Annotated in this window: 18 protein-coding genes; 6 read left to right on the top strand and 12 right to left on the bottom strand. The window is 64.6% G+C overall.

The annotated features are described in order from the left end of the window. The coding region (locus B9N72_RS11125) for a transposase (RefSeq protein ID WP_085276467.1) at nucleotides 1–332 on the top strand (332 nt) is incomplete at its 5' end. Between the two features lie 15 nt (nucleotides 333–347). Here the strand turns inward: B9N72_RS11125 and uvrA are convergent. After that, complete coding sequence (gene uvrA, locus B9N72_RS11120) at nucleotides 348–3,191, bottom strand: excinuclease ABC subunit UvrA (protein WP_085276466.1); 2,844 nt, start codon at nucleotides 3,189–3,191, stop codon at nucleotides 348–350. 138 nt (nucleotides 3,192–3,329) lie between these two features. On the opposite strand from uvrA, the gene B9N72_RS11115 reads away from it, so the two are divergent. Both B9N72_RS11115 and B9N72_RS11110 read left to right on the top strand, forming a co-directional pair. After that, nucleotides 3,330–4,688: an MFS transporter gene (locus B9N72_RS11115; protein ID WP_085276465.1), complete on the top strand. Its 1,359-nt coding sequence runs from the start codon at nucleotides 3,330–3,332 to the stop codon at nucleotides 4,686–4,688. 90 nt (nucleotides 4,689–4,778) lie between these two features. Then, the gene (locus B9N72_RS11110; RefSeq protein ID WP_085276464.1) at nucleotides 4,779–5,234 is read left to right on the top strand and encodes a single-stranded DNA-binding protein; all 456 of its coding nucleotides are present in this window, start codon (nucleotides 4,779–4,781) and stop codon (nucleotides 5,232–5,234) included. An 89-nt stretch (nucleotides 5,235–5,323) separates the two neighbouring features. Here B9N72_RS11110 and B9N72_RS11105 read toward each other — a convergent pair whose 3' ends face one another. The 3 genes from B9N72_RS11105 to B9N72_RS11095 form a co-directional block, all read right to left on the bottom strand. Further along, nucleotides 5,324–6,202 (bottom strand): class I SAM-dependent methyltransferase, encoded by an 879-nt coding sequence (locus tag B9N72_RS11105; protein WP_085276463.1) that lies wholly within the window; start codon nucleotides 6,200–6,202, stop codon nucleotides 5,324–5,326. 45 nt (nucleotides 6,203–6,247) lie between these two features. Next, entirely contained in the window at nucleotides 6,248–7,021 is a 774-nt protein-coding gene (locus B9N72_RS11100) for a glycosyltransferase family 2 protein (protein ID WP_085276462.1), read from the bottom strand. Between the two features lie 117 nt (nucleotides 7,022–7,138). Further along, nucleotides 7,139–7,897 (bottom strand): lysophospholipid acyltransferase family protein, encoded by a 759-nt coding sequence (locus tag B9N72_RS11095; RefSeq protein ID WP_085276461.1) that lies wholly within the window; start codon nucleotides 7,895–7,897, stop codon nucleotides 7,139–7,141. 240 nt (nucleotides 7,898–8,137) lie between these two features. Between B9N72_RS11095 and B9N72_RS11090 the strand changes: the two genes are divergently transcribed. From B9N72_RS11090 to B9N72_RS11080, 3 genes are read left to right on the top strand one after another with little or no spacing between them, the layout of a single operon-like run. Further along, nucleotides 8,138–8,416: an acyl carrier protein gene (locus tag B9N72_RS11090; protein ID WP_085276460.1), complete on the top strand. Its 279-nt coding sequence runs from the start codon at nucleotides 8,138–8,140 to the stop codon at nucleotides 8,414–8,416. After that, entirely contained in the window at nucleotides 8,416–9,669 is a 1,254-nt protein-coding gene (locus B9N72_RS11085; protein WP_085276459.1) for a beta-ketoacyl-[acyl-carrier-protein] synthase family protein, read from the top strand. Before B9N72_RS11090 ends, B9N72_RS11085 begins: the two co-directional genes overlap by 1 nt. Next, on the top strand, nucleotides 9,666–10,166 hold the full coding sequence (locus tag B9N72_RS11080) for a 3-hydroxyacyl-ACP dehydratase FabZ family protein (protein WP_085276458.1): 501 nt from the start codon (nucleotides 9,666–9,668) through the stop codon (nucleotides 10,164–10,166). The genes B9N72_RS11085 and B9N72_RS11080 overlap by 4 nt, the downstream gene beginning before the upstream one ends. Before the next feature lie 354 nt (nucleotides 10,167–10,520). Here B9N72_RS11080 and fabG read toward each other — a convergent pair whose 3' ends face one another. The 8 genes from fabG to B9N72_RS11040 form a co-directional block, all read right to left on the bottom strand. Then, nucleotides 10,521–11,240, bottom strand: coding sequence for a 3-oxoacyl-ACP reductase FabG (gene fabG, locus B9N72_RS11075; protein ID WP_085276457.1), 720 nt, complete (start codon nucleotides 11,238–11,240; stop codon nucleotides 10,521–10,523). Between the two features lie 7 nt (nucleotides 11,241–11,247). Beyond that, on the bottom strand, nucleotides 11,248–11,700 hold the full coding sequence (locus B9N72_RS11070) for a hotdog family protein (RefSeq protein ID WP_085276456.1): 453 nt from the start codon (nucleotides 11,698–11,700) through the stop codon (nucleotides 11,248–11,250). Next, nucleotides 11,697–12,491, bottom strand: a complete 795-nt coding sequence (locus tag B9N72_RS11065; RefSeq protein ID WP_085276455.1) for a beta-ketoacyl synthase chain length factor — start codon at nucleotides 12,489–12,491, stop codon at nucleotides 11,697–11,699. The genes B9N72_RS11070 and B9N72_RS11065 overlap by 4 nt, the downstream gene beginning before the upstream one ends. Then, on the bottom strand, nucleotides 12,488–13,681 hold the full coding sequence (locus tag B9N72_RS11060) for a beta-ketoacyl-[acyl-carrier-protein] synthase family protein (RefSeq protein WP_085276454.1): 1,194 nt from the start codon (nucleotides 13,679–13,681) through the stop codon (nucleotides 12,488–12,490). Before B9N72_RS11060 ends, B9N72_RS11065 begins: the two co-directional genes overlap by 4 nt. Nucleotides 13,682–13,745: 64 nt before the next feature. Beyond that, nucleotides 13,746–14,549 carry a polysaccharide deacetylase family protein gene (locus B9N72_RS11055; RefSeq protein ID WP_085276453.1) on the bottom strand — a complete coding sequence of 268 codons (804 nt, stop codon included), beginning with the start codon at nucleotides 14,547–14,549 and terminating at the stop codon, nucleotides 13,746–13,748. Then, a complete protein-coding gene (locus B9N72_RS11050; protein ID WP_085276452.1) occupies nucleotides 14,546–15,232 on the bottom strand; it encodes an alpha/beta fold hydrolase in 687 nt (228 codons plus the stop codon). Before B9N72_RS11050 ends, B9N72_RS11055 begins: the two co-directional genes overlap by 4 nt. Further along, a complete protein-coding gene (locus B9N72_RS11045; RefSeq protein WP_085276451.1) occupies nucleotides 15,216–17,567 on the bottom strand; it encodes an MMPL family transporter in 2,352 nt (783 codons plus the stop codon). The genes B9N72_RS11050 and B9N72_RS11045 overlap by 17 nt, the downstream gene beginning before the upstream one ends. After that, on the bottom strand, nucleotides 17,564–18,136 hold the full coding sequence (locus tag B9N72_RS11040; protein ID WP_234985952.1) for a LolA-related protein: 573 nt from the start codon (nucleotides 18,134–18,136) through the stop codon (nucleotides 17,564–17,566). The genes B9N72_RS11045 and B9N72_RS11040 overlap by 4 nt, the downstream gene beginning before the upstream one ends. Between the last annotated feature and the right edge of the window lie 3 nt (nucleotides 18,137–18,139).

The raw sequence follows: 18,139 nt of genomic DNA, 5'->3' as shown, positions 1-18,139 counted from the left end.
AACAGACCGTGCGCAAGCAAGAGGTTGAGGTCTTTTTGCAGAGTTTGGCTGAGCGATCCAGTCGTGAGCGGCCGACCTTGCTGATCCTGGATAACGCGCGGATGCACGCCGCCATCAGAGAAGATAAACGTGATGTCTGGTTGCTGGATCATGGGTTTCATCTCTGCTTTCTGCCAGCTTATAGCCCAGAGCTGAACCTGATCGAGCAGCTCTGGAAACAAGCCAAATACCACTGGCGACGATGTAAGACATGGGGTGCCACCGAATTGAAAAGCAAGGTGACCGACTTGCTGGATAGGGTTGGCACAGAACTCAAATTTAGTTATGCGTGATTACTTACAGTGTTGTCAGCCGATTGACTGTGAAATCTTGTCGCGGTCCAGCAAGGTTGCCAAATAGCGGCCTGTATGGCTCGCGGGATTGCCCGCCACCTGCTCCGGCGTGCCTGTGGCAATGATCTGTCCGCCGCCGGCTCCCCCCTCTGGCCCGAGGTCGATCAGCCAGTCGGCTGTTTTGATGACATCGAGGTTATGCTCGATCACCACCACGGTGTTGCCGTTGCCGCGCAAGCGATGCAGCACCTTCAAGAGCAGGTCGATATCGTGGAAATGCAGGCCGGTGGTCGGCTCGTCGAGGATGTACAGGGTGCGGCCGGTATCGCGCTTGGAGAGTTCCAGCGCCAGCTTGACGCGCTGCGCCTCGCCGCCGGACAGCGTGGTGGCCGATTGTCCCAGGCGGATGTAGCCCAGGCCGACGTCCATCAGAGTCTGTAGCTTGCGCGCCACGGTCGGCACCGCGTCGAAGAATTCCAGCGCGTGCTCCACCGTCATTTCCAGCACTTCGTGGATGGTCTGGCCCTTGTATTTCACCTCCAGCGTCTCACGGTTATAACGCTTGCCGTGGCAGACATCGCAGGGCACGTAGATGTCCGGCAGGAAGTGCATCTCGACCTTGATCACGCCGTCGCCCTGGCAGGCCTCGCAGCGCCCGCCCTTGACGTTGAAGCTGAAGCGCCCCGGACCGTAGCCGCGCTCGCGCGCCAGCGGCACCCCGGAGAACAGCTCGCGGATCGGCGTGAACAGCCCGGTGTAGGTGGCCGGGTTGGAGCGCGGCGTGCGCCCGATCGGCCCCTGATCGACGCTGATCACCTTGTCCAGGAGCTGCAGGCCGGTGATCTCGCGGTACGGCGACGGCTCCTCGCTGGCACCGTTGAGCTCGCGCGCCGCGATCTTGTACAGGGTGTCGTTGATCAGCGTGGACTTGCCCGAACCGGACACGCCGGTAATGCACACCAGCATGCCCAACGGCAGTTCCAGCGTGGTGTCCTTGAGATTGTTGCCGCTGGCCCCGGCCAGCACCAGCAGGCGCTCCGGGTCGACTGGACGGCGCTCGCTGTCCACCTCGATGCGGCGGCGCCCGGACAGGAAGGCCCCGGTCACGGAGCGCTCGCTGGCTTCGATCTCGCGCGGGGTGCCGGCAATCAGCACCTCGCCACCGTGCTCGCCGGCGCCCGGCCCCATGTCGACCACGTAATCGGCGGCACGGATGGCGTCCTCGTCGTGCTCCACCACGATCACGCTGTTGCCCAGGTCGCGCAGCCGCACCAGCGTCGCCAGCAGGCGGTCGTTGTCGCGCTGGTGCAGGCCGATACTGGGCTCGTCCAGCACGTACATCACGCCGGTCAGGCCGGAACCGATCTGGCTCGCCAGACGGATGCGCTGCGCCTCGCCGCCGGACAGCGTGTCGGCCGAACGCGCCAGACACAGGTAGTCGAGGCCGACGTTGTTTAGGAAGGACACGCGGTCGCGAATCTCCTTGATGATCTTCTCGGCCACCGCCTGTTTCTGGCCGCTGAATTCCACCTGTTCGAAGAAGCGCGCGGCTTCCTTCAGCGCCATCTGGTTGATGCCGTACAGGGTCTGTCCCGCCACGTAGACGTGGCGCGCCTCGCGGCGCAGGCGCGAGCCTTCGCAGTGCGGGCAGGGCTGGTTGTTCTGGTACTTGGACAGTTCCTCGCGCACCGCCAGCGAATCGGTTTCGCGGTAGCGGCGTTCGAGGTTGGGGATGATGCCTTCGAACGGATGGCTGCGGGTAAACTTGGCACCGCGTTCGGATAGATAGGTGAACTCGATGTTGTCGCGTCCCGAGCCGTGCAGCATGACGTGGCGCACCCGCTCCGGCAGGATTTCGAACGGCAGCTCGAGATCGAATCCGAAGTGTTCCGCCAGCGCCTGCAGCATCTGGTAATAGAACTGGTTACGCTTGTCCCAGCCCTTGATGGCCCCGGCGGAGAGGCTCAGTTCAGGATGCGCCACCACGCGCTTAGGGTCGAAGAAGGTGATCTCGCCCAAGCCGTCGCACTTGGGGCAGGCGCCCATCGGGTTGTTGAACGAGAACAGCCGCGGCTCCAGCTCGGGTAGGCTGTAGCTGCACACAGGGCAGGCGAACTTGGCGGAGAACCAATGCTCCTTGCCGGAATCCATCTCCACCGCGATGGCACGGCCTTCGGCGTGCCGCAGCGCGGTTTCGAAGCTTTCGGCCAACCTTTGCTGCAGGTCGGCACGCACCTTGAGGCGGTCGATCACCACCTCGATGGTGTGTTTCTTGTTCTTGTCGAGCTTGGGCACGGCGTCGAGCTCCGCCACCTCGCCGTCGACCCTCACCCGCACGAAACCCTGTGCACGCAACTCCTCGAACAGATCGGCATTCTCCCCCTTGCGCGCCATCACCACCGGCGCCAGGATCATCACCCGCGTCTCTTCCGGCAGCGCCAGCACGTGGTCGACCATCTGCGACACGGTCTGCGAGGCCAGTGGCACGCCGTGCTCCGGGCAGTGAGGCTCGCCGACGCGGGCGAACAGCAGGCGCAGGTAATCGTGGATTTCGGTGACGGTACCGACCGTCGAGCGCGGGTTGTGGCTGGTGGCCTTCTGCTCGATGGAAATGGCCGGCGACAGGCCCTCGATCAGATCGACGTCCGGTTTCTCCATCAGCTGCAGGAACTGGCGCGCATAGGCCGACAGCGACTCCACGTAGCGCCTCTGCCCTTCCGCGTACAGCGTATCGAAGGCCAGCGAGGACTTGCCGGAGCCGGACAGGCCGGTGATCACCACCAACTGATGGCGCGGCAGGTCGAGATTGATGTTTTTCAGGTTGTGGGTACGTGCGCCACGGATGCGGATGGAGTCCATGCCTCACTCACGATCAGTCGGGGAACCTGCTAATATACCCGACTTGGCGTGCCACGCTCCACCCGCATTGCAGCCCGGATCGTTACGGGGCGGGAGTCCGCCCCCGTTTTCACCACTAGCCGACATATAACAACACTGATGAATCCGCTTGAACTTCGTGCCAGCCTTGGTCTGGCCGGCGTGTACGCCCTGCGCATGCTGGGCATGTTCCTGATCCTGCCGGTGTTCGCACTCTACGCCCAGACCCTGCCAGGCGCCCACAGCCATACCGCCATCGGTATCGCCCTCGGCGCCTACGGCCTGACCCAGGCCTTCCTGCAACTCCCGCTGGGCATGCTGTCCGACCGCATCGGCCGCAAGAAGGTCATCTACGGCGGTCTGCTGGTCTTCGCCGCCGGCAGCTTTATCGCCGCCTGGGCACCGAACATCACCTGGCTCACGGTCGGCCGCGTCGTGCAGGGCGCCGGCGCCATCTCGGCCGCCGTCACCGCGCTGCTGGCCGACCTCACGCGCGAGGAAAACCGCACCAAGGCGATGGCGATGATCGGCATGAGCATCGGCACCACCTTCGCGGCCAGTCTCGTGCTCGGCCCGCTCATGGCGCACTACATGGGCGTCGACGGCATCTTCACGCTGACCGGCGTGCTGACGCTGGCCGCGCTGGTCGGCGTGAAATACCTGATCCCCGACCCGGCCGTGTCGCGCTTCCATTCCGATGCCGAAACCAACACCCAACGCCTGCCGGCCGTGCTGAAGCACCCGCAGTTGCTGCGCCTGAACTTCGGCATCTTCGCGCTGCACGCGGCGCAGATGTCGATGTTCGTCGTGCTTCCCTTCACGCTGATCAAGCACGGCCTCGACAAGGCGCATCACTGGCAGGTGTATCTGCCGGTGGTGATCGTCGGCTTCCTCCTGATGGTGCCGGCGATCGTCTACGGCGAGAAAAAGAGCAAGCTGAAGACGGTCTTCGTCGGTGCGGTGACGCTGATGACCGCCGCGCAACTCGGCATGGCGCTGGCGCTCGATTCGTTCTGGATGATCGTGCTGTGGCTTACGCTCTACTTCATCGCCTTCAATATTCTGGAGGCGAGCCTGCCGTCGCTGATCTCCAAGATCGCACCAGCCGACTCCAAGGGCACGGCCATGGGCGTGTATAATACCGCCCAATCGTTCGGCCTCTTCATCGGTGCCGCTGCCGGCGGCTGGCTGTACAGCCACTACGGCACGGGCGGTGCGTTCGGCTTTGCCGCCGCGCTGATGCTGGCCTGGCTCACGCTGGCCATCACCATGCAGCCACCGCAAGCCGTGAAATCGGTCATGTTCCACATCGGCGAAAACTGGCAGGGCAACGCCGCCCAGCTGTCGCAGCGGCTGGCGGCACAGCACGGCGTCAAGGAAGCGGTGGTGGTGATCGGCGAGCGCGTCGCCTACCTCAAGGTATCGCAGCAGGACTGGGACGAGGCCGCTGTCCAGCAATTGATTTTGGAAACTAACTGATGGTGCGGGCTGGCCCGGCACACCGAGGCAAACGCCATCGGTCCAGCGCCGGCGCTCAGCGCCATCCATTGCATTGAATCGGAGAATGACATGAACAGCATCACTTTCGACGGCCGCCTGGCGGCAGACGCCGAACTGCGTTACACCCCCAGCGGCGAACCGGTGCTGAGCTTCCGCGTGGCCAGCGACATCGGCTTTGGCGAGCGCCGCACCACCAACTGGTTCAGCTGCCAGGTATGGGGCAAGCGTGGCGAATCGCTGAAAAACTACCTGAGCAAGGGTCAGCAGGTGACCGTTTACGGCCAGCTCACCCTGCGCGAATGGGAAGACCGCGACGGCAACAAGAAGCTGTCGCCGGACGTGCGTGTGAACGAACTCAGCCTGCAAGGCGGCAAGCGCGACACCGCAATGGATGATGATAGCGGCTACGGCGCCCCGGCGCCGCGCCAGAGCGCCCCGTCCGCGCCGCCGGCCGCACCGCGTCGCATGGAGCCGAAGCCGGCCAGCAAGGCGGACGACTTCATGGACGACGACATTCCGTTCTGACGTAACCCTACATCACCATCGAAAACCGGGAAAGCACTGTGCAATCAGTCGATTGCATGGTGATTTTCCGGTTTTTTCTTTCCCAAAGGTCAGCGCAGGCGACAGGGCAGGTTTAGACCGCCGAGACGGAACCAGCGCGCCAAATTGTCGAAGTCGCGCTGCTCGCCCGCGGTCAGCCGGGCATAGCCATCACGCACCCGCTGCTCCAGCACCGCATCGATGTGGCGGCGCGGTGCACTGCGAAACAGCAGCATGAAAGGGGCCAGCGCGGTGCGGTAGACATGCAGCTCGCGCTCCAGCAGAGCGACGGCCTGCTGCAGTTCATCCTGGCTGAATGCGGCGCGCAAGGAATTGAGGAAGTCGATAGTGAAGAGCTCGGACTGCAGTTCAATGCGGTCATAGGCAAAGAAGCGCTGGGTGGCCCGACGCTTGAGTCGGCCGAAATCGGCCAGATAGACGCCGCCATCTGGACGCAGCACGCGGCGAATCTGCCACATGGCCAGCCCCAGCAGCTCGGTATCCGGCAGATGATGCAGCGACATGGTGCACAACACACAGTCGACGGCCGCATCGGCAAAGCCATCCAGGCGGCTGATATCGCCCTGCTGCAAGCTGACGTTTGGCAAACCGGCCTGCACTAGGTTTTCCCGCGCCAGCTCCAGCATGGCGACAGAGGCATCCAGCCCGATAAAGCGGGCGTCCGGGTGCAGCCGGGCAATCTGCAGCAACTGGTTGGCGGGGCCGCAGGCCAGGTCCAGCACCACGTCGCCGGGCCGGATCACCGGCAGCGACATGACGGCGTGGAAGAAATAAACGTAGTTCAGGATGCCGTTACCAAGGCCACTCAGCATGAAGGCCCGGATCTGGTCGGCATCCTCCATCAAGGCCTGCGGCTCCGGCTCGCGCGCCAGCACGGCCGACGACAGCCGCTCCAGCAGCAGATGGGCCATCATGACGGGGGCGGACACGTCAGAGCGTCCTTCCCGGCTGGTATACGCACATGCTGCGCCCCATCAGCAAACGGCCGGGCGGCTGGCGAGCCGGCGCCACAGCAGTAGCGGCAGGCGCAGGGCAAAGCCGAACATCAGGCGGATGTGCATCCAGGTCAGCAGGCGGTTGTCGCGCCAGTAATTGAAATGCGACACGCCCCCCTCCTCCGCCTGGAAATATTTCACCGGCGACGGCAGGTTGACCGGCGGCACGCCATGCCAGCACAGGCGGACAACGGCCTCCGGATCGAAGTCGAAACGGCGCATCCAGCGCTGCCCTTGCATGATCTGGCGCAGCGGGGCCACCGGATAGACGCGGAAACCGAACAGCGAATCGCCGATGCCCATCCACAGGGTTTCCAGGTTCGCCCACCAGTTGGAAATCTTGCGACCCTTGACCCGCAGGCTGGGCGCGCTGGCATCGAATACCGGCAGGCCCAGCACCATGGCGGCCGGCTGCTGCTGCGAACGCGCCATGAAGGCGGGAATCTGCGCTGCCGGATGCTGGCCGTCGGAGTCCATGCACAATACGTGGGTGAAGCCTTGCCGCGTAGCTTGCTCCAGCCCATGTAGCACCGCAGCGCCCTTGCCGCGGTTTTCCGGCAGCACGAACACCTGCAGGCCCCCGTCTTCGGCGGCCATCTGCAGCAACGTCTGCTCCGAGCCATCGTTGCTACCGTCCACGATCACCCATACCGGACTCCATTGCGCGCGGGCCGCACGCACCGTGTCGAAAACCTTGGGGCCGGGATTGTAGCTGGGGATGAGAACCACATGCGTCGTGGAAGAAATAGGCATGGCAGACTTACTGAATTGAAATAGGCACCCCGGTGCGGGATGCTGCTTGAATGGGGCAGAACTTAGCCGATAGCCAGCCTGCCGGTCAAGAATGAGGCGCCGCGAATGGCAAACACCTCAACCCACCCGTAATTCCGGGTCGATGGAAAGCCGGATCGACGCTTCGAAATACTCTTGCAAATGGCGTGCGGTTTCATCGCGATGGCCATGAGCCTCGAATTCCTTGCCGGGCACGGCGCGGTAAATCAGCGGAAATGCAGGTGGACGCCATATTTTCCAGCCCTTGCTCAAATAGGGCGAATTGGTGGTAATGATAATGGTCTGCAATGGCGCCTCGGCTTTTTGGGCAATCAGCGCCACCGAGCCGCCAATATCGTTCACCGGCTGTCGCGTGGTGCGGGTCCCTTCCGGAAAAATCATCAGCACCGAGCCCTGCTGCACCGCACGGATAGCGGCACGGAACATCTGCTCCGGATAGCGGTTGGAAACATAGCCGGCAAGGTAGGCCCCAGCCCCCAGAAACAGATTGGAGCTGATGCTGGCTTTCATCAGACAGACCGCCCGGGGAATGCGAGACAACACCAGAAAGGCATCGATCATGCTCGGATGATTGGGTACCAACAGCATACGCTCCCGGCCGTTCAGCCGATCAAGCGCACGCAAATCCAGCCGCATCAACCCGCTCGCCTGGGCTCCGGCCAGAAAACAGCGGCAGATGGCACTGATGGTCCACTGCACCAGCGGCTGCCGCAACGGTCTGGGCGCCAGCAGCAGGGGCAAGGCGGCAATGTTGCCCAACAGCAACATGGAGCCCAGCCAGCACAACATCAGGTAAAACAGGACGATCTGGAACAGCCGGAAACAGCGATTCAACATTATTTCAAATTTACTCCCGGCTTCCGGCCAGCCATCTTTTCTTACCAGGCAGGCCAGAACGGCCAATCATTCCGGCAGGCCAGAGCCCGGGATGGATTTAAGGGTGACTGACAGCTGTCATTGCATTGTTGGCATGCTGCTAAAGCGCTTGAGGAATCAAGCCCAAGGCAACGCATATGCCATAATTTTACTCTATAATTACCACCTTTTGGTACATGCCACGTCTTGGGTTGAACGCTCATGTTAGAACAAATCATCAAAAACTATCTGGTCAATACCAAGGGCAAGGATCCCGCCCTGTTTGAAGATTCGACGCTGCAGGTTTCCGCCCTGGAGCTCGACTCGCTGGACATGGTGGAGATGCTGTTCGAGATCGAGGATCGCTGCGGCTTCCAGTTGCCAGACCCCACCCGCTACCCGCAGATGAGCTTCCGTGACATGCTGGCCGATATCGAAGCTGCCATTCGCGAACACAACAACGGCGAACTGCCGGAACTCAGCCTCGAAGAGAACAAATAGTGGCCAAGGTTTTGATTACCGGCATGGGCGCCATCAGCCCGCTCGGTGCCGACCTGCCCACCAGCTTCGCCCAGGCGCTGGCCGGCCACTGTGCCATTGGTGCCGCCACCCCCGACATCGCCAAATGGCTACCCAATGTATTGCTGGCCCAGGCAGCCGCCGATCCGGCCAGCAAGCTTAACGGCAAGCACGCCAGCCTGGACCGCGCCAGCCAGTTTGCCCTGGTGGCTGCCAACGAAGCGCTGGCTGAGGCCAACATCGCCGCCGCGCCCGCCGACTCGCGCCGCTTCGGTGTTTATGTCGGCATCGGCCTGGGCGGCGCCCATACCCTGGACGGCCTGTACAGCCGCTTCCAGTCCGCCGTACAAAGCGAAGGCAAGCGCAATCCCGTAGTGGTGCACCCGCTGACGGTTCCGCGCATGATGTCGAACGCCCCGGCAGCCGCCATTTCCATGGGCTACGGGCTGCACGGCCCCAGCCACACCTATTCCGTTGCCTGCGCATCTTCCGCCGTCGCCATCGGCGAAGCCTTCCGTGCCATCCGCGACGGCTATCTGGACGCCGCGGTAGTGGTAGGCTGCGAAGCCATGCTGACGCCCGGTGCCATGATGGCCTGGAATGCGCTGCGCGTGATGGCCAAACCGCAAGCCGCCGATCCGTCACGCAGTTGCCGCCCCTTCTCGCAGGACCGGAGCGGTTTCGTGCTGGGCGAAGGTGGTGCCGCCATCGTGCTGGAAAGCGAGGCCCGCGCCGCCGCTCGCGGCCAGAGCGCACTGGCCGAGCTGTGCGGCTATGGCTGCAGCAGCGATGCCGCCCACCTTACCGCGCCTTCCAGCGCCGAACAGATCAACGCCATGCAGCAGGCGCTGGACGATGCCGGGTTGCGGGCAGAAGATATCCAGTACCTGAACGCCCACGGCACGGCGACCGATGCCGGCGACGTCACCGAGACCGAATCCATCCGCGGCGTGTTCGGCTCGGCGGCCGGGCAGTTGGCCATCAGTTCCACCAAGTCAATGCACGGCCACCTGATCGGCGCCAGCGGCATCCTGGAGTTTGCCCTCAGCGTGATGGCGATGAACAGCGGCTCGCTGCCCCCTACTGCCACCCTGGAGCAGGCGGACCCGCGCTGCGATCTGGATTTCATCCCGCTGACCGCGCGCCATGGCTGCGACATCCGCGCCATCATGTCCAACTCCTTCGCCTTCGGCGGCAGCAACGCTTCGCTGGTGGCACGACGCCTCCCCGCATGAGCGAACAGGACTACCAGTACCCGATGCGGCTGCAGCGCGGCGATATCGAACAGATATTGCCGCACCGCGGCACCATTTTCGTCTGCCAGCAACTCACCATCGAGGGGCCGCACCAGTTCCATGGTGTGGCGAGCTGGCCGCACGACAATGCGGTGATCCAGGGCCACTTTCCGGGCATGCCCATCGTGCCGGGGGTAATGCTGATCGAGTCGATGGCGCAGTTTGCCGGCGCCGGGCTCTTGGCCGGTGACCCTTACGTCAAGACCTTGCCGCAGGATTCGGTCGGCGTGCTGGCGGCGGTACGCAATTGCTGGTTCAAGCAGCCGGTGCTGCCGGGACACGATGTGGAGTTTTTCATCCAGTGCCGCCAGATGGCGCCCTTGCTGGTGCAGGTCAACGCCCAGGTGAAGGTGGCGGAGCAGGAAGTGGCCAAGCTGGAAGTGGCGCTGGCCTATGCGCCGCGCAGCCAGTTGCAAGCGGCCAGCGCGGCCGGCTGACCACGGCCGGCCGCGTGCTGGTGCTCAGAACCGGTTTCAATATCTCGCGAGCGAAGGGTCAGCCAAGGCGAAATGGGGCGAAAAAGCGGAATGTACATTGAGTACATGAGCATTTTGAGCCGCGTTTCAACGCCGGATCACCCGAGCGCAGCAGCCTCGTAGCCCGGATAGCGCCGCTAACAAAACCTAGCGCAGCGGTCCTGCATAGGCGCGCGGCCGCAGAAAACGAGGCGTAGCCGAAGTTTCTGCGCAGCTACATGCAAGTAGTACGGCAAGCGTTTGCTGGGCGAATCTGTTGTGAGAGATTCGCACGCGAGCGCAACAACGGCAGGAAGGTTTTGTTGGCGGCGGCGCTTAGATCATGCCGCCATTGATGGAAATCACCTGGCCGGTAATGTAGCCCGCATGCTCCGATGCCAGGAAGCCGACCAAGCTGGCGACTTCCTCCGGCTTGCCCACCCGCTTCATCGGCACCATCTGTGCCACCATCTCCTTGTCGAACACATCCTTCGACATTTCCGACTCGATGATGCCCGGCGCCACCGCATTGACGGTGATGCCGCGGCTGGCCAGTTCGATGGACAGCGACTTGGTGGCGCCGTGTAGCGCGCTCTTGGCGGCGGCGTAGTTGGTCTGGCCGCGGTTGCCGGCCAGCGCCGCCACCGAGGTGATATTGATGATGCGCCCCCAGCGGGTACGGATCATCGGCATGGTCAGCGGCTGGGTGACGTTGAAGAAACCATGCAGCGAGACATCGATCACCCTATACCACTGCGCCGGCTGCATGCCGGGAAACACCGCGTCGTCGTGAATGCCGGCATTATTCACCAGCACCTGCACCGGCCCCTGCTCCAGCAGGGCCTCCAGCGCCGCCGCCGTTGCCGCGGCATCGGCCACGTCGAACTGCACTGCTTCGGCCGAGTGGCCCTGTTCTCGCAATGCCTGGCCCAGTTGCTCTGCCGTCTGCAGATTATTGTTGGCGTGAATGATGACGTGGAAACCGTCGGCCGCCAGCCTCTGGCTGATGGCTGCGCCGATGGCGCCGCTGCCACCGGTAATCAAGGCTCGTTTCATGGTTTACTCAATTCGTTGTTTTGCCCGCCAGCGCGTCGGCGTCCAGCACCACGCCCAGGCGGCCGCTGACCAGCAGCTTGTCGCCGGCATGCAGGGTGAAGCGGTACAGGGCATTGATCTCGCTGCCGGAGAGGCGCTGGGCATGGATGCACAGCGGCTCGGCCACGTCATCCAGCCGGCGGCAATGCCAGCTCAGCTCGCGCACACTGGTGAGGTAGCCGGCTCGCGCCGGTGCGCCGTCGCCAGCCAGCAGCGCGCCATGCACCGCCATGGCCTGGGCGGCGTATTCGATGGCATTGGCCACGCCAAGGCGGCCGGCAGCGCGCAGCGGATTGTCCGGCTGAAGATGACTGTCGGCATGGCAGACGATGTCGGTTTCGTCCCAGCGCTCCACCCCGGACAGCAGGCACATGCTGCCCTGGTGGGGAATGCGCGCGGCGATCCAGTCGCGGTCCATCATGCCGTCAGCTCGATGGCGAGACGGCAGTCGTCCAGATAGTCGATCACCACCCGCCCTGGCTGGCCGCTGGCCAGCAGGCGCAGCAGCGGCAGGCAGCGCGCGCTGGGAATGCTCTGGCGCAGCGCTTCCAGTTGCGCGTCGTCCATGGTGGTGGGCGCTTCCTGGCTGAAGCTCAGCCGCAGCGCGGCCTTGCTGGCTGCGGTGCGCACCGGGCTCAGCACCATGCCTACGCCGAGCGGATAGGGAATCGGACGCAGGGCATGCAGCGGTTCCGGGTAGGCGGTATCGAAGGAAATCAGCAGACAAGGCTTGCCGGCGCTGTGCGCCTGGGTCACGGTTTCCAAGAGGCCGGCGCCGAAAGTCGCATCGTAGGCGCACAGGCTGGTGGACGCCTCGGTGCACTGGGTGGCAATACCCCAGTAACCGGCCGGCGCGTTGTGCACCGAGTTGTGAAAACGGGTGGGCGATACCATGCGCTCGGACGAGGCCAGCACTTCCAGCAGACTGTGGCAGTTTTCGCAGTCGCCACCGGTGGAACTGAACACATTGGGCAGTTGGGCCGCCTCCGCGCCGGCGTCTTCGACTGCCGCGAGCCCCACCGCCATCGATAGCTTGACCGCTGTTCCGGCGCGGCGGCGTTCGGTCGCCGGCAGGATGGCGGGCGCCGCCAGCCGGACCTCTTCGGCCTGGAACGGCTGCTGCCCCAAGAGGCGCGGCGCGGCCTCGGCCCAGTCGTTCATGCCCGGGCCCAGCAGGCTCAGCCCCTCGAGATAAATCGTTGCCGTACTCATGCACCCACCCGCGTGAAAACCAGACTGCAGTTGCTGCCGCCGAAACCGAAAGAATTGTTCAACACGTGGCGCAAAGGGCGCTCCACCGTGGTCAGCAGGTAATTGCACTGCAGGCGCGAATCAAGCTGCTGCGTGCCCACCCCGCCCGGCATCACCCCGTTGTCCAGCGCCAGCGCACAGATCAGGGCTTCGATGCCACCGGCGGCGCCCAGCGTATGACCGGTGTGGCCCTTGGTGGAGCTACAGGGCGTGGCGTTGCCGAACAGCGCCAGCACCGCGGCACCTTCCGCCGCATCGTTGCTGGGCGTGGCGGTACCGTGCAGATTGATGTAATCGATGTCGCCCGGCGCCAGGCCGGCCTGCTGCAGCGCCTGGGCCATGGCCGCCTTGGCGCCGAGGCCTTCCGGGTGCGGCGAGGACATATGGTAGGCATCGCTGCTTTCGCCCACGCCGGTCAACAGGATATCCCCGTCCTGCGGCTGTTCGGCACGCTCCAGCAAGGCAAACGCCGCGCCCTCGCCCACCGAAATGCCGTCACGCTCACCGTCGAAGGGGCGACAGGGATTGGACGACACCAGTTGCAGCGAGGAGAAGCCGTAGATGGTGGTCAGGCACAGGGTATCGACGCCGCCGACGATGGCGGCATCGATGAGGCCGGCCTCGATCATGCGCTGTGCGGTACCGAATACCTTGGCACTGGAGGAACAGGCGGTGGACACCACCGCCGCCGGGCCGGCGAGGCCGAAGAAGCTGCGCACAAAGTCCGCTACCGAATAGGCGTTGTGGGTTTCGCGATAGCGATGCTCCGGCGGCAGTGCGCCGCTCTGCGGGTCACGCTGACGGTAGGCTACTTCCGAACTGAGGATGCCGGAGGTGCTGGAGCCGAGGAACACCCCGACCCGGCTGGCGCCGTAGCGCTGCACGGCCTGCCGCACCCGGGGAATGAAGCCGTCCTGCTCCAGCCCCAGCTGGGCCAGCCGGTTGTTGCGGCAGTCGTAGGGCGCCAGATCCTGCCGCAGCGCGACCTCATCCAGGCCGGCGACTTCTCCGACGCAGACATCGAATTCGACGGTCTCCCAGCGCTTTCTGACGATGCCGCCGCGCTGCCGGCGCAGGGCATCGAGATGGGAGGCCAGGCCAGCGCCCAAGGCACTGGTCAGGGTATAGGCACTAAGTCGGAGAGCTTGCATAAACGACCGGACGGATCAGCATGGGTTGCGAAAGAAAGGGCGGGCCGGATGGAAAAACCCATGATCAGGCGGATTCACAGGCCTGTTTCAGGGTAACCGGCTTCAGTTGGCGCGCAGCCAACTCCTCTAGCAGGCGCGGCAACACGGCCAGGATAATCGGTTTGCCGTCGGAAGTGAGCGCGGCATTGCCATCGTGCAGCAGCAGTATATCGCCCGCGGCAAGATTGCGAACGAGCCGGGCATACACCGTGTCGGGATCACGGACGCGCGTATCATAGCCGCGCCGGGTCCAGCTCGCAAGAAACACCCCGGAGCGCTGCAGCAGCGGGTCGAGGAAGGGATTGCGCAAGCCAGCAATGGGCCGATAGAACAGCGGCTGCCGACCCGTGATCGCCTGCAGCGTGGCCTGGCCCTCGCTCACTTCGCCACGCCAGCCAGCCGGCCCGAACAGGGAAGTATGCTTGCGGTGGCGTTGGCCATGGTTTTCGATGTCATGCCCCTCCGCCACGGCGCGGCGGCACAGATCGGGGTGGCGCAGCGCGCGCTCGCCGATGCAGAAGAAGGTGGCCGGCACCTGGTACTGGCGCAGTATCTCCAGCACGGCCGGAGTCACCGCCGGGTCCGGGCCGTCGTCGATGGTGATGGCCACTTCACCGCGCCGGGCGGCGGCAGCAGGCAGCCGGGTCAGATTGCGCCCCAGCAGCGCACAACGCGGCAACAGCCCGGCCAGCGCGATGCCGCCATGCAGCAGGAACAGCGCCAGCAGCAGCCACGGCCAACTGGACGGCCGCATGAGCAGGGCCAGCACGGCCAGACCATGCAGGGCGATGCACAGCTTGAGAAACGGCGAGACCCGCCATGGCTTCATGCTTGCTCCTTTACCGACAACAGTTGGGCCGGCAGCGGGCCGTGATCCAGCCAGTGCTGCCATAGCTGCTGCCAGACCGGCCAGTGGTGCTCGCCGGCCACGCGGTGCACCCGTTGCGGCGGCAGCAGGCAGGCCAGCATCTGCTGCCCGGCAACAAAACGGTCTTGCTCCGCCATGCCCAGCCATGCCGGGCAGTCATCTTCGTCGATCGCCGCCTGTTGGCGCAGCCAGTGCCACCAGATGCGCTCGTCCTGCCGCGAGGAAGCCGGGCTGTCCGCCCAGGCGTGCGGTCCGCCGGCAGCACTGATTTCCTGCAGGATGTCGGCGGTGCCGGGATACGGCGCCAGCAGCTTGATCCCCGCCAGATGCCGGCTGTACAGGGCGGCATAGTGCAGCGCGTTGAAAGCGCCCAGCGAGATGCCAGCCAGCCAGATACGGCGATAACCGGCTTCCAGCGCCGGCGCCATCACCGCTTCATGCAGACTCTCGGCCACGGTGCCGGCCATTACCTGCTGGTAGCCGACCTCGGCCAGCACGATGTCGAGCGGCAAGCCACGCTGGCGAACCGCCGCCACCATCCCCTGGGCGATCAGGTCTTCCAGGCTGGCCTTGGCCGGCGGCAACAGCACCAGCAGGCTGTCCGCCCGCTGCGCCGGCTGCCATCGTTCAAGAATGGTGCGCACGGGGACGAATCCTCGCCATCATGGCGGAGAACACCAGCGCCAGCAAAGCGCCGATCGCCACGGTACTGCCGATGAAGGACAGCACCGGCACGCTGGACGTCCCCAGCAGGCCGAAACTGGTCACCGTCGCCAGGTTAGCCACCACCAGCGATACTTCCACCTGGCGCTGCTCCACCTCGTTGCCCAACTGCTGCTTGTTGGCAAAGAACAGCGCGTAGTTGGAGCCGATGGCCACCACCAGCAACAGCCCCACCAGATGCAGGATGGTCAGCTGGATGCCGCTGGCGTCGAAAATGGCGACCGTGCACAGCACGGCGCAGCCCAGCGGAATCGTCACCCGCACCGCCTGCACCCAGCCGCAGGTCACGCCCAGCAGCAGCAGGATGGCCAGGCTGCCCAGCGAGGAGAACACCAGCGCCTCGTGGGTGTAGCTGTCGAAGATGGCGGTGGTTTCCTCCAACAGGTCGATCACCGTCACCTGTTCCAGTTGATGCCGCTCCAGCGCCGCCCTCACCTTGTCCAGTGCTATCTGGTCGCTCTGCGCGCCCTCGCCGGTCGGCCGCAGCGGCATCAGTACCAGGTAGCCATTGGGACGCTTGATCAGCATCGAATCCAGCAACACACTGGTCGCACTGCCCTGCAGGCTTTGCCGGCTCAACAGCGGCTGGCTGCGGCTGCGCTCCACGTCCGCCAGGAAGCCCTGCAGCTGGTTCGCCTGCAGCGGCATGCCATCCAGCGCCCGGTCAAGACGCCGGCTCGCCTCGACGGCATGCGGCAGCGCCGCCTGGCGCGCACGCTGGCTGGCCTGGCTGGGCAGCAGTTCGTCCGGGGTGTGGAAACCGCCGATGACGCGCTGACGGGCCAGCTCGCGCAGTACCGGGCGGGTGCGTTCGGCCAACTGCAGCGCGCTTTCCTGATTGGGCGCGCTGAAGCTGGCGACGTAGCGCATGTCGTTGCCGCCCAGATCGCCACGCAGTTCGGCGTCCAGCTTGTTCTGTTCTTTGGAAATGGAGCTGAGCGCATTCAGCTGGCGGTTCCAGATGTCTTGCGGGTTGAACACCAGTACCGCCACCGCCGCCAACAGGGCCGCCGCCATCACCCAGCGCATGCGGGTGAGGAAATCCAGGCTCTTCTGCAACAGCAGGCCCGGGCCGCTCAAATCGCGCAGGTTGAGCCGGGCCGGCATCAGGCCCGGCAGGATGTAGCGAGTCACCAGCGCCGCCGTGACCAGCCCGCTGATGGAGTACAGCCCGAGCTGGGACAGGCCGGGGAAGCTGGAGCACATCAGCGCGGCAAAGCCGGTGATCGAGGTGAGCACCCCCAGCCGGATGGTGCGCCAGAAATGACGCGGTTCGTTGCCGCCAGCGCGCTGGATGAACAGGTAGATGGAGTAATCGACCGCCTCACCGATCAGCGTGGTACCGAAACCCAGTGTCAGTCCATGCACGTGACCGAAGCCCAGGCTGACGCTGGCCACACCCACCAGGGCGCCCGACAGTACCGGGATCAGCCCCAGCAGCAGCAACGGCAACGAGCGGTACACCAGCAGCAGCAGTGCCACCACCAGCACGGTACCCAGCGTGGCCAGCCGCTCCACCTCGCTCTTGATGGTATCGCGCGAGGCCACCGACATCACGCTGGTGCCGCTCATCACCAGCCGGGTGGCGACGTGGCGCGCCGGCAGGTGGTCGAAGGTTTGACGGACGTCCGCCAGCGCCGCCGCCTGGGCGTCGGTGTCCAGCCCGGATTCGGCCAGCTGCAGCAGCAGCACGGCGCGCTTGCCGTCGCGCGACACCCAGATATCGTCGCTGCTGTTGGGCTGGCTCTCGCCGATGAACTGGTCGAGGATTTGCAGGGTTTCGCCGCTGGGATCGCGCGGCAGAATCTTCTTCACCACCAGGCCGGCGTCGCCGGCCATGGCATCCAGCGTGTCCTGGACGGCGGCGCGCAGGCCGTCGGCGCTGAAGCGCTGCGGCGTGACTGCCGGGCTCAGCAGGTAACGGTTGTTGAAGAAATACTGCTGGTCGCGCTGCTGGATCTGGCTATCGCCGTTCTGCACCGAGGTGAAACGCGGGTTGTGCGCCAGCTGGCTCACCAGGAGGCGCGACAGGCGGCCGCGCTCGGCCTCGTCGCCACCTTCGATACCCACCAGCACGATACGGGCGATGGCGCCGTCACGCAGCTGGTCGATCAGCATCTGCTGGCGCGCACTGGGCACCTTGGGCATGAAGGCCGACAGGTCGGCGACAAAGCGGGTCTGAACGATCACCAGCACCGAGGCCAGCATCAGCGCCAGCCAGACAAACAGCGCCAGTTTGTGGTGGCGTGGCTTCATTTGGCGCTGGTGCTGGTAATGGCCATTTCCGAACGGTCACCGTCGGCTTGCAGGAATTCGATGGTTTTTACCTGGGCCTGCTTGCCGGCGATGCGGATCTGGCTGATCACCTTCTGCATGCGCGGCTGGATCGGCGTGAGATTCAGCTTCCACTGCTCGGCGTCACCACTCAGTGCCAGGGTATAGAAGCGTTCCAGCCCGCCGCGGTCGCCGGACAGTGTGGCGCGGATGCTTTCGACAAAGGCCGCCACCTCGGGGCGGTCGGACAGCGCCACCGTCATCTTGCGGCCGTCGCTGCGCTCCAGCACCAGCTTGTTGCCTTCCAGCACCACCGATTCCGCCTTGGGCTTGAGCGTGCGCTTCTCCAGGCGATCGGGCGCGGTGAAGGCCAGCTCACCGGACGACTCCAGCGGCTGCTTCAGCATGGCGATGTATTTCTTCTCGACAAAGGTGGCCGTACCGGATTTTTTCTGGCCCAGCATCTGCATCAGATCCGCCACGCTCAATTCCGCCGCCTGGCAAAGACCCGCCGCCAGCAGCACGGCCAGACCGGCCAACGTCTTGCTCATGAT

The sequence above is a fragment of the Pseudogulbenkiania subflava DSM 22618 genome (genome assembly GCF_900177275.1).
Lineage (GTDB): Bacteria > Pseudomonadota > Gammaproteobacteria > Burkholderiales > Chromobacteriaceae > Pseudogulbenkiania > Pseudogulbenkiania subflava.
This window is presented reverse-complemented; position numbering and strand designations above follow the sequence as displayed.

What these genes read in the sequence shown, in the direction of transcription:
- uvrA (WP_085276466.1), bottom strand. Translation starts at nt 3,191, where the DNA reads ATGGACTCCATCCGCATCCGTGGCGCACGTACCCACAACCTGAAAAAC.
- B9N72_RS11115 (WP_085276465.1), top strand. Translation starts at nt 3,330, where the DNA reads ATGAATCCGCTTGAACTTCGTGCCAGCCTTGGTCTGGCCGGCGTGTAC.
- B9N72_RS11110 (WP_085276464.1), top strand. Translation starts at nt 4,779, where the DNA reads ATGAACAGCATCACTTTCGACGGCCGCCTGGCGGCAGACGCCGAACTG.
- B9N72_RS11100 (WP_085276462.1), bottom strand. Translation starts at nt 7,021, where the DNA reads ATGCCTATTTCTTCCACGACGCATGTGGTTCTCATCCCCAGCTACAAT.
- B9N72_RS11095 (WP_085276461.1), bottom strand. Translation starts at nt 7,897, where the DNA reads ATGTTGAATCGCTGTTTCCGGCTGTTCCAGATCGTCCTGTTTTACCTG.
- B9N72_RS11090 (WP_085276460.1), top strand. Translation starts at nt 8,138, where the DNA reads ATGTTAGAACAAATCATCAAAAACTATCTGGTCAATACCAAGGGCAAG.
- B9N72_RS11080 (WP_085276458.1), top strand. Translation starts at nt 9,666, where the DNA reads ATGAGCGAACAGGACTACCAGTACCCGATGCGGCTGCAGCGCGGCGAT.
- fabG (WP_085276457.1), bottom strand. Translation starts at nt 11,240, where the DNA reads ATGAAACGAGCCTTGATTACCGGTGGCAGCGGCGCCATCGGCGCAGCC.
- B9N72_RS11070 (WP_085276456.1), bottom strand. Translation starts at nt 11,700, where the DNA reads ATGATGGACCGCGACTGGATCGCCGCGCGCATTCCCCACCAGGGCAGC.
- B9N72_RS11065 (WP_085276455.1), bottom strand. Translation starts at nt 12,491, where the DNA reads ATGAGTACGGCAACGATTTATCTCGAGGGGCTGAGCCTGCTGGGCCCG.
- B9N72_RS11060 (WP_085276454.1), bottom strand. Translation starts at nt 13,681, where the DNA reads ATGCAAGCTCTCCGACTTAGTGCCTATACCCTGACCAGTGCCTTGGGC.
- B9N72_RS11055 (WP_085276453.1), bottom strand. Translation starts at nt 14,549, where the DNA reads ATGAAGCCATGGCGGGTCTCGCCGTTTCTCAAGCTGTGCATCGCCCTG.
- B9N72_RS11045 (WP_085276451.1), bottom strand. Translation starts at nt 17,567, where the DNA reads ATGAAGCCACGCCACCACAAACTGGCGCTGTTTGTCTGGCTGGCGCTG.
- B9N72_RS11040 (WP_234985952.1), bottom strand. Translation starts at nt 18,136, where the DNA reads ATGAGCAAGACGTTGGCCGGTCTGGCCGTGCTGCTGGCGGCGGGTCTT.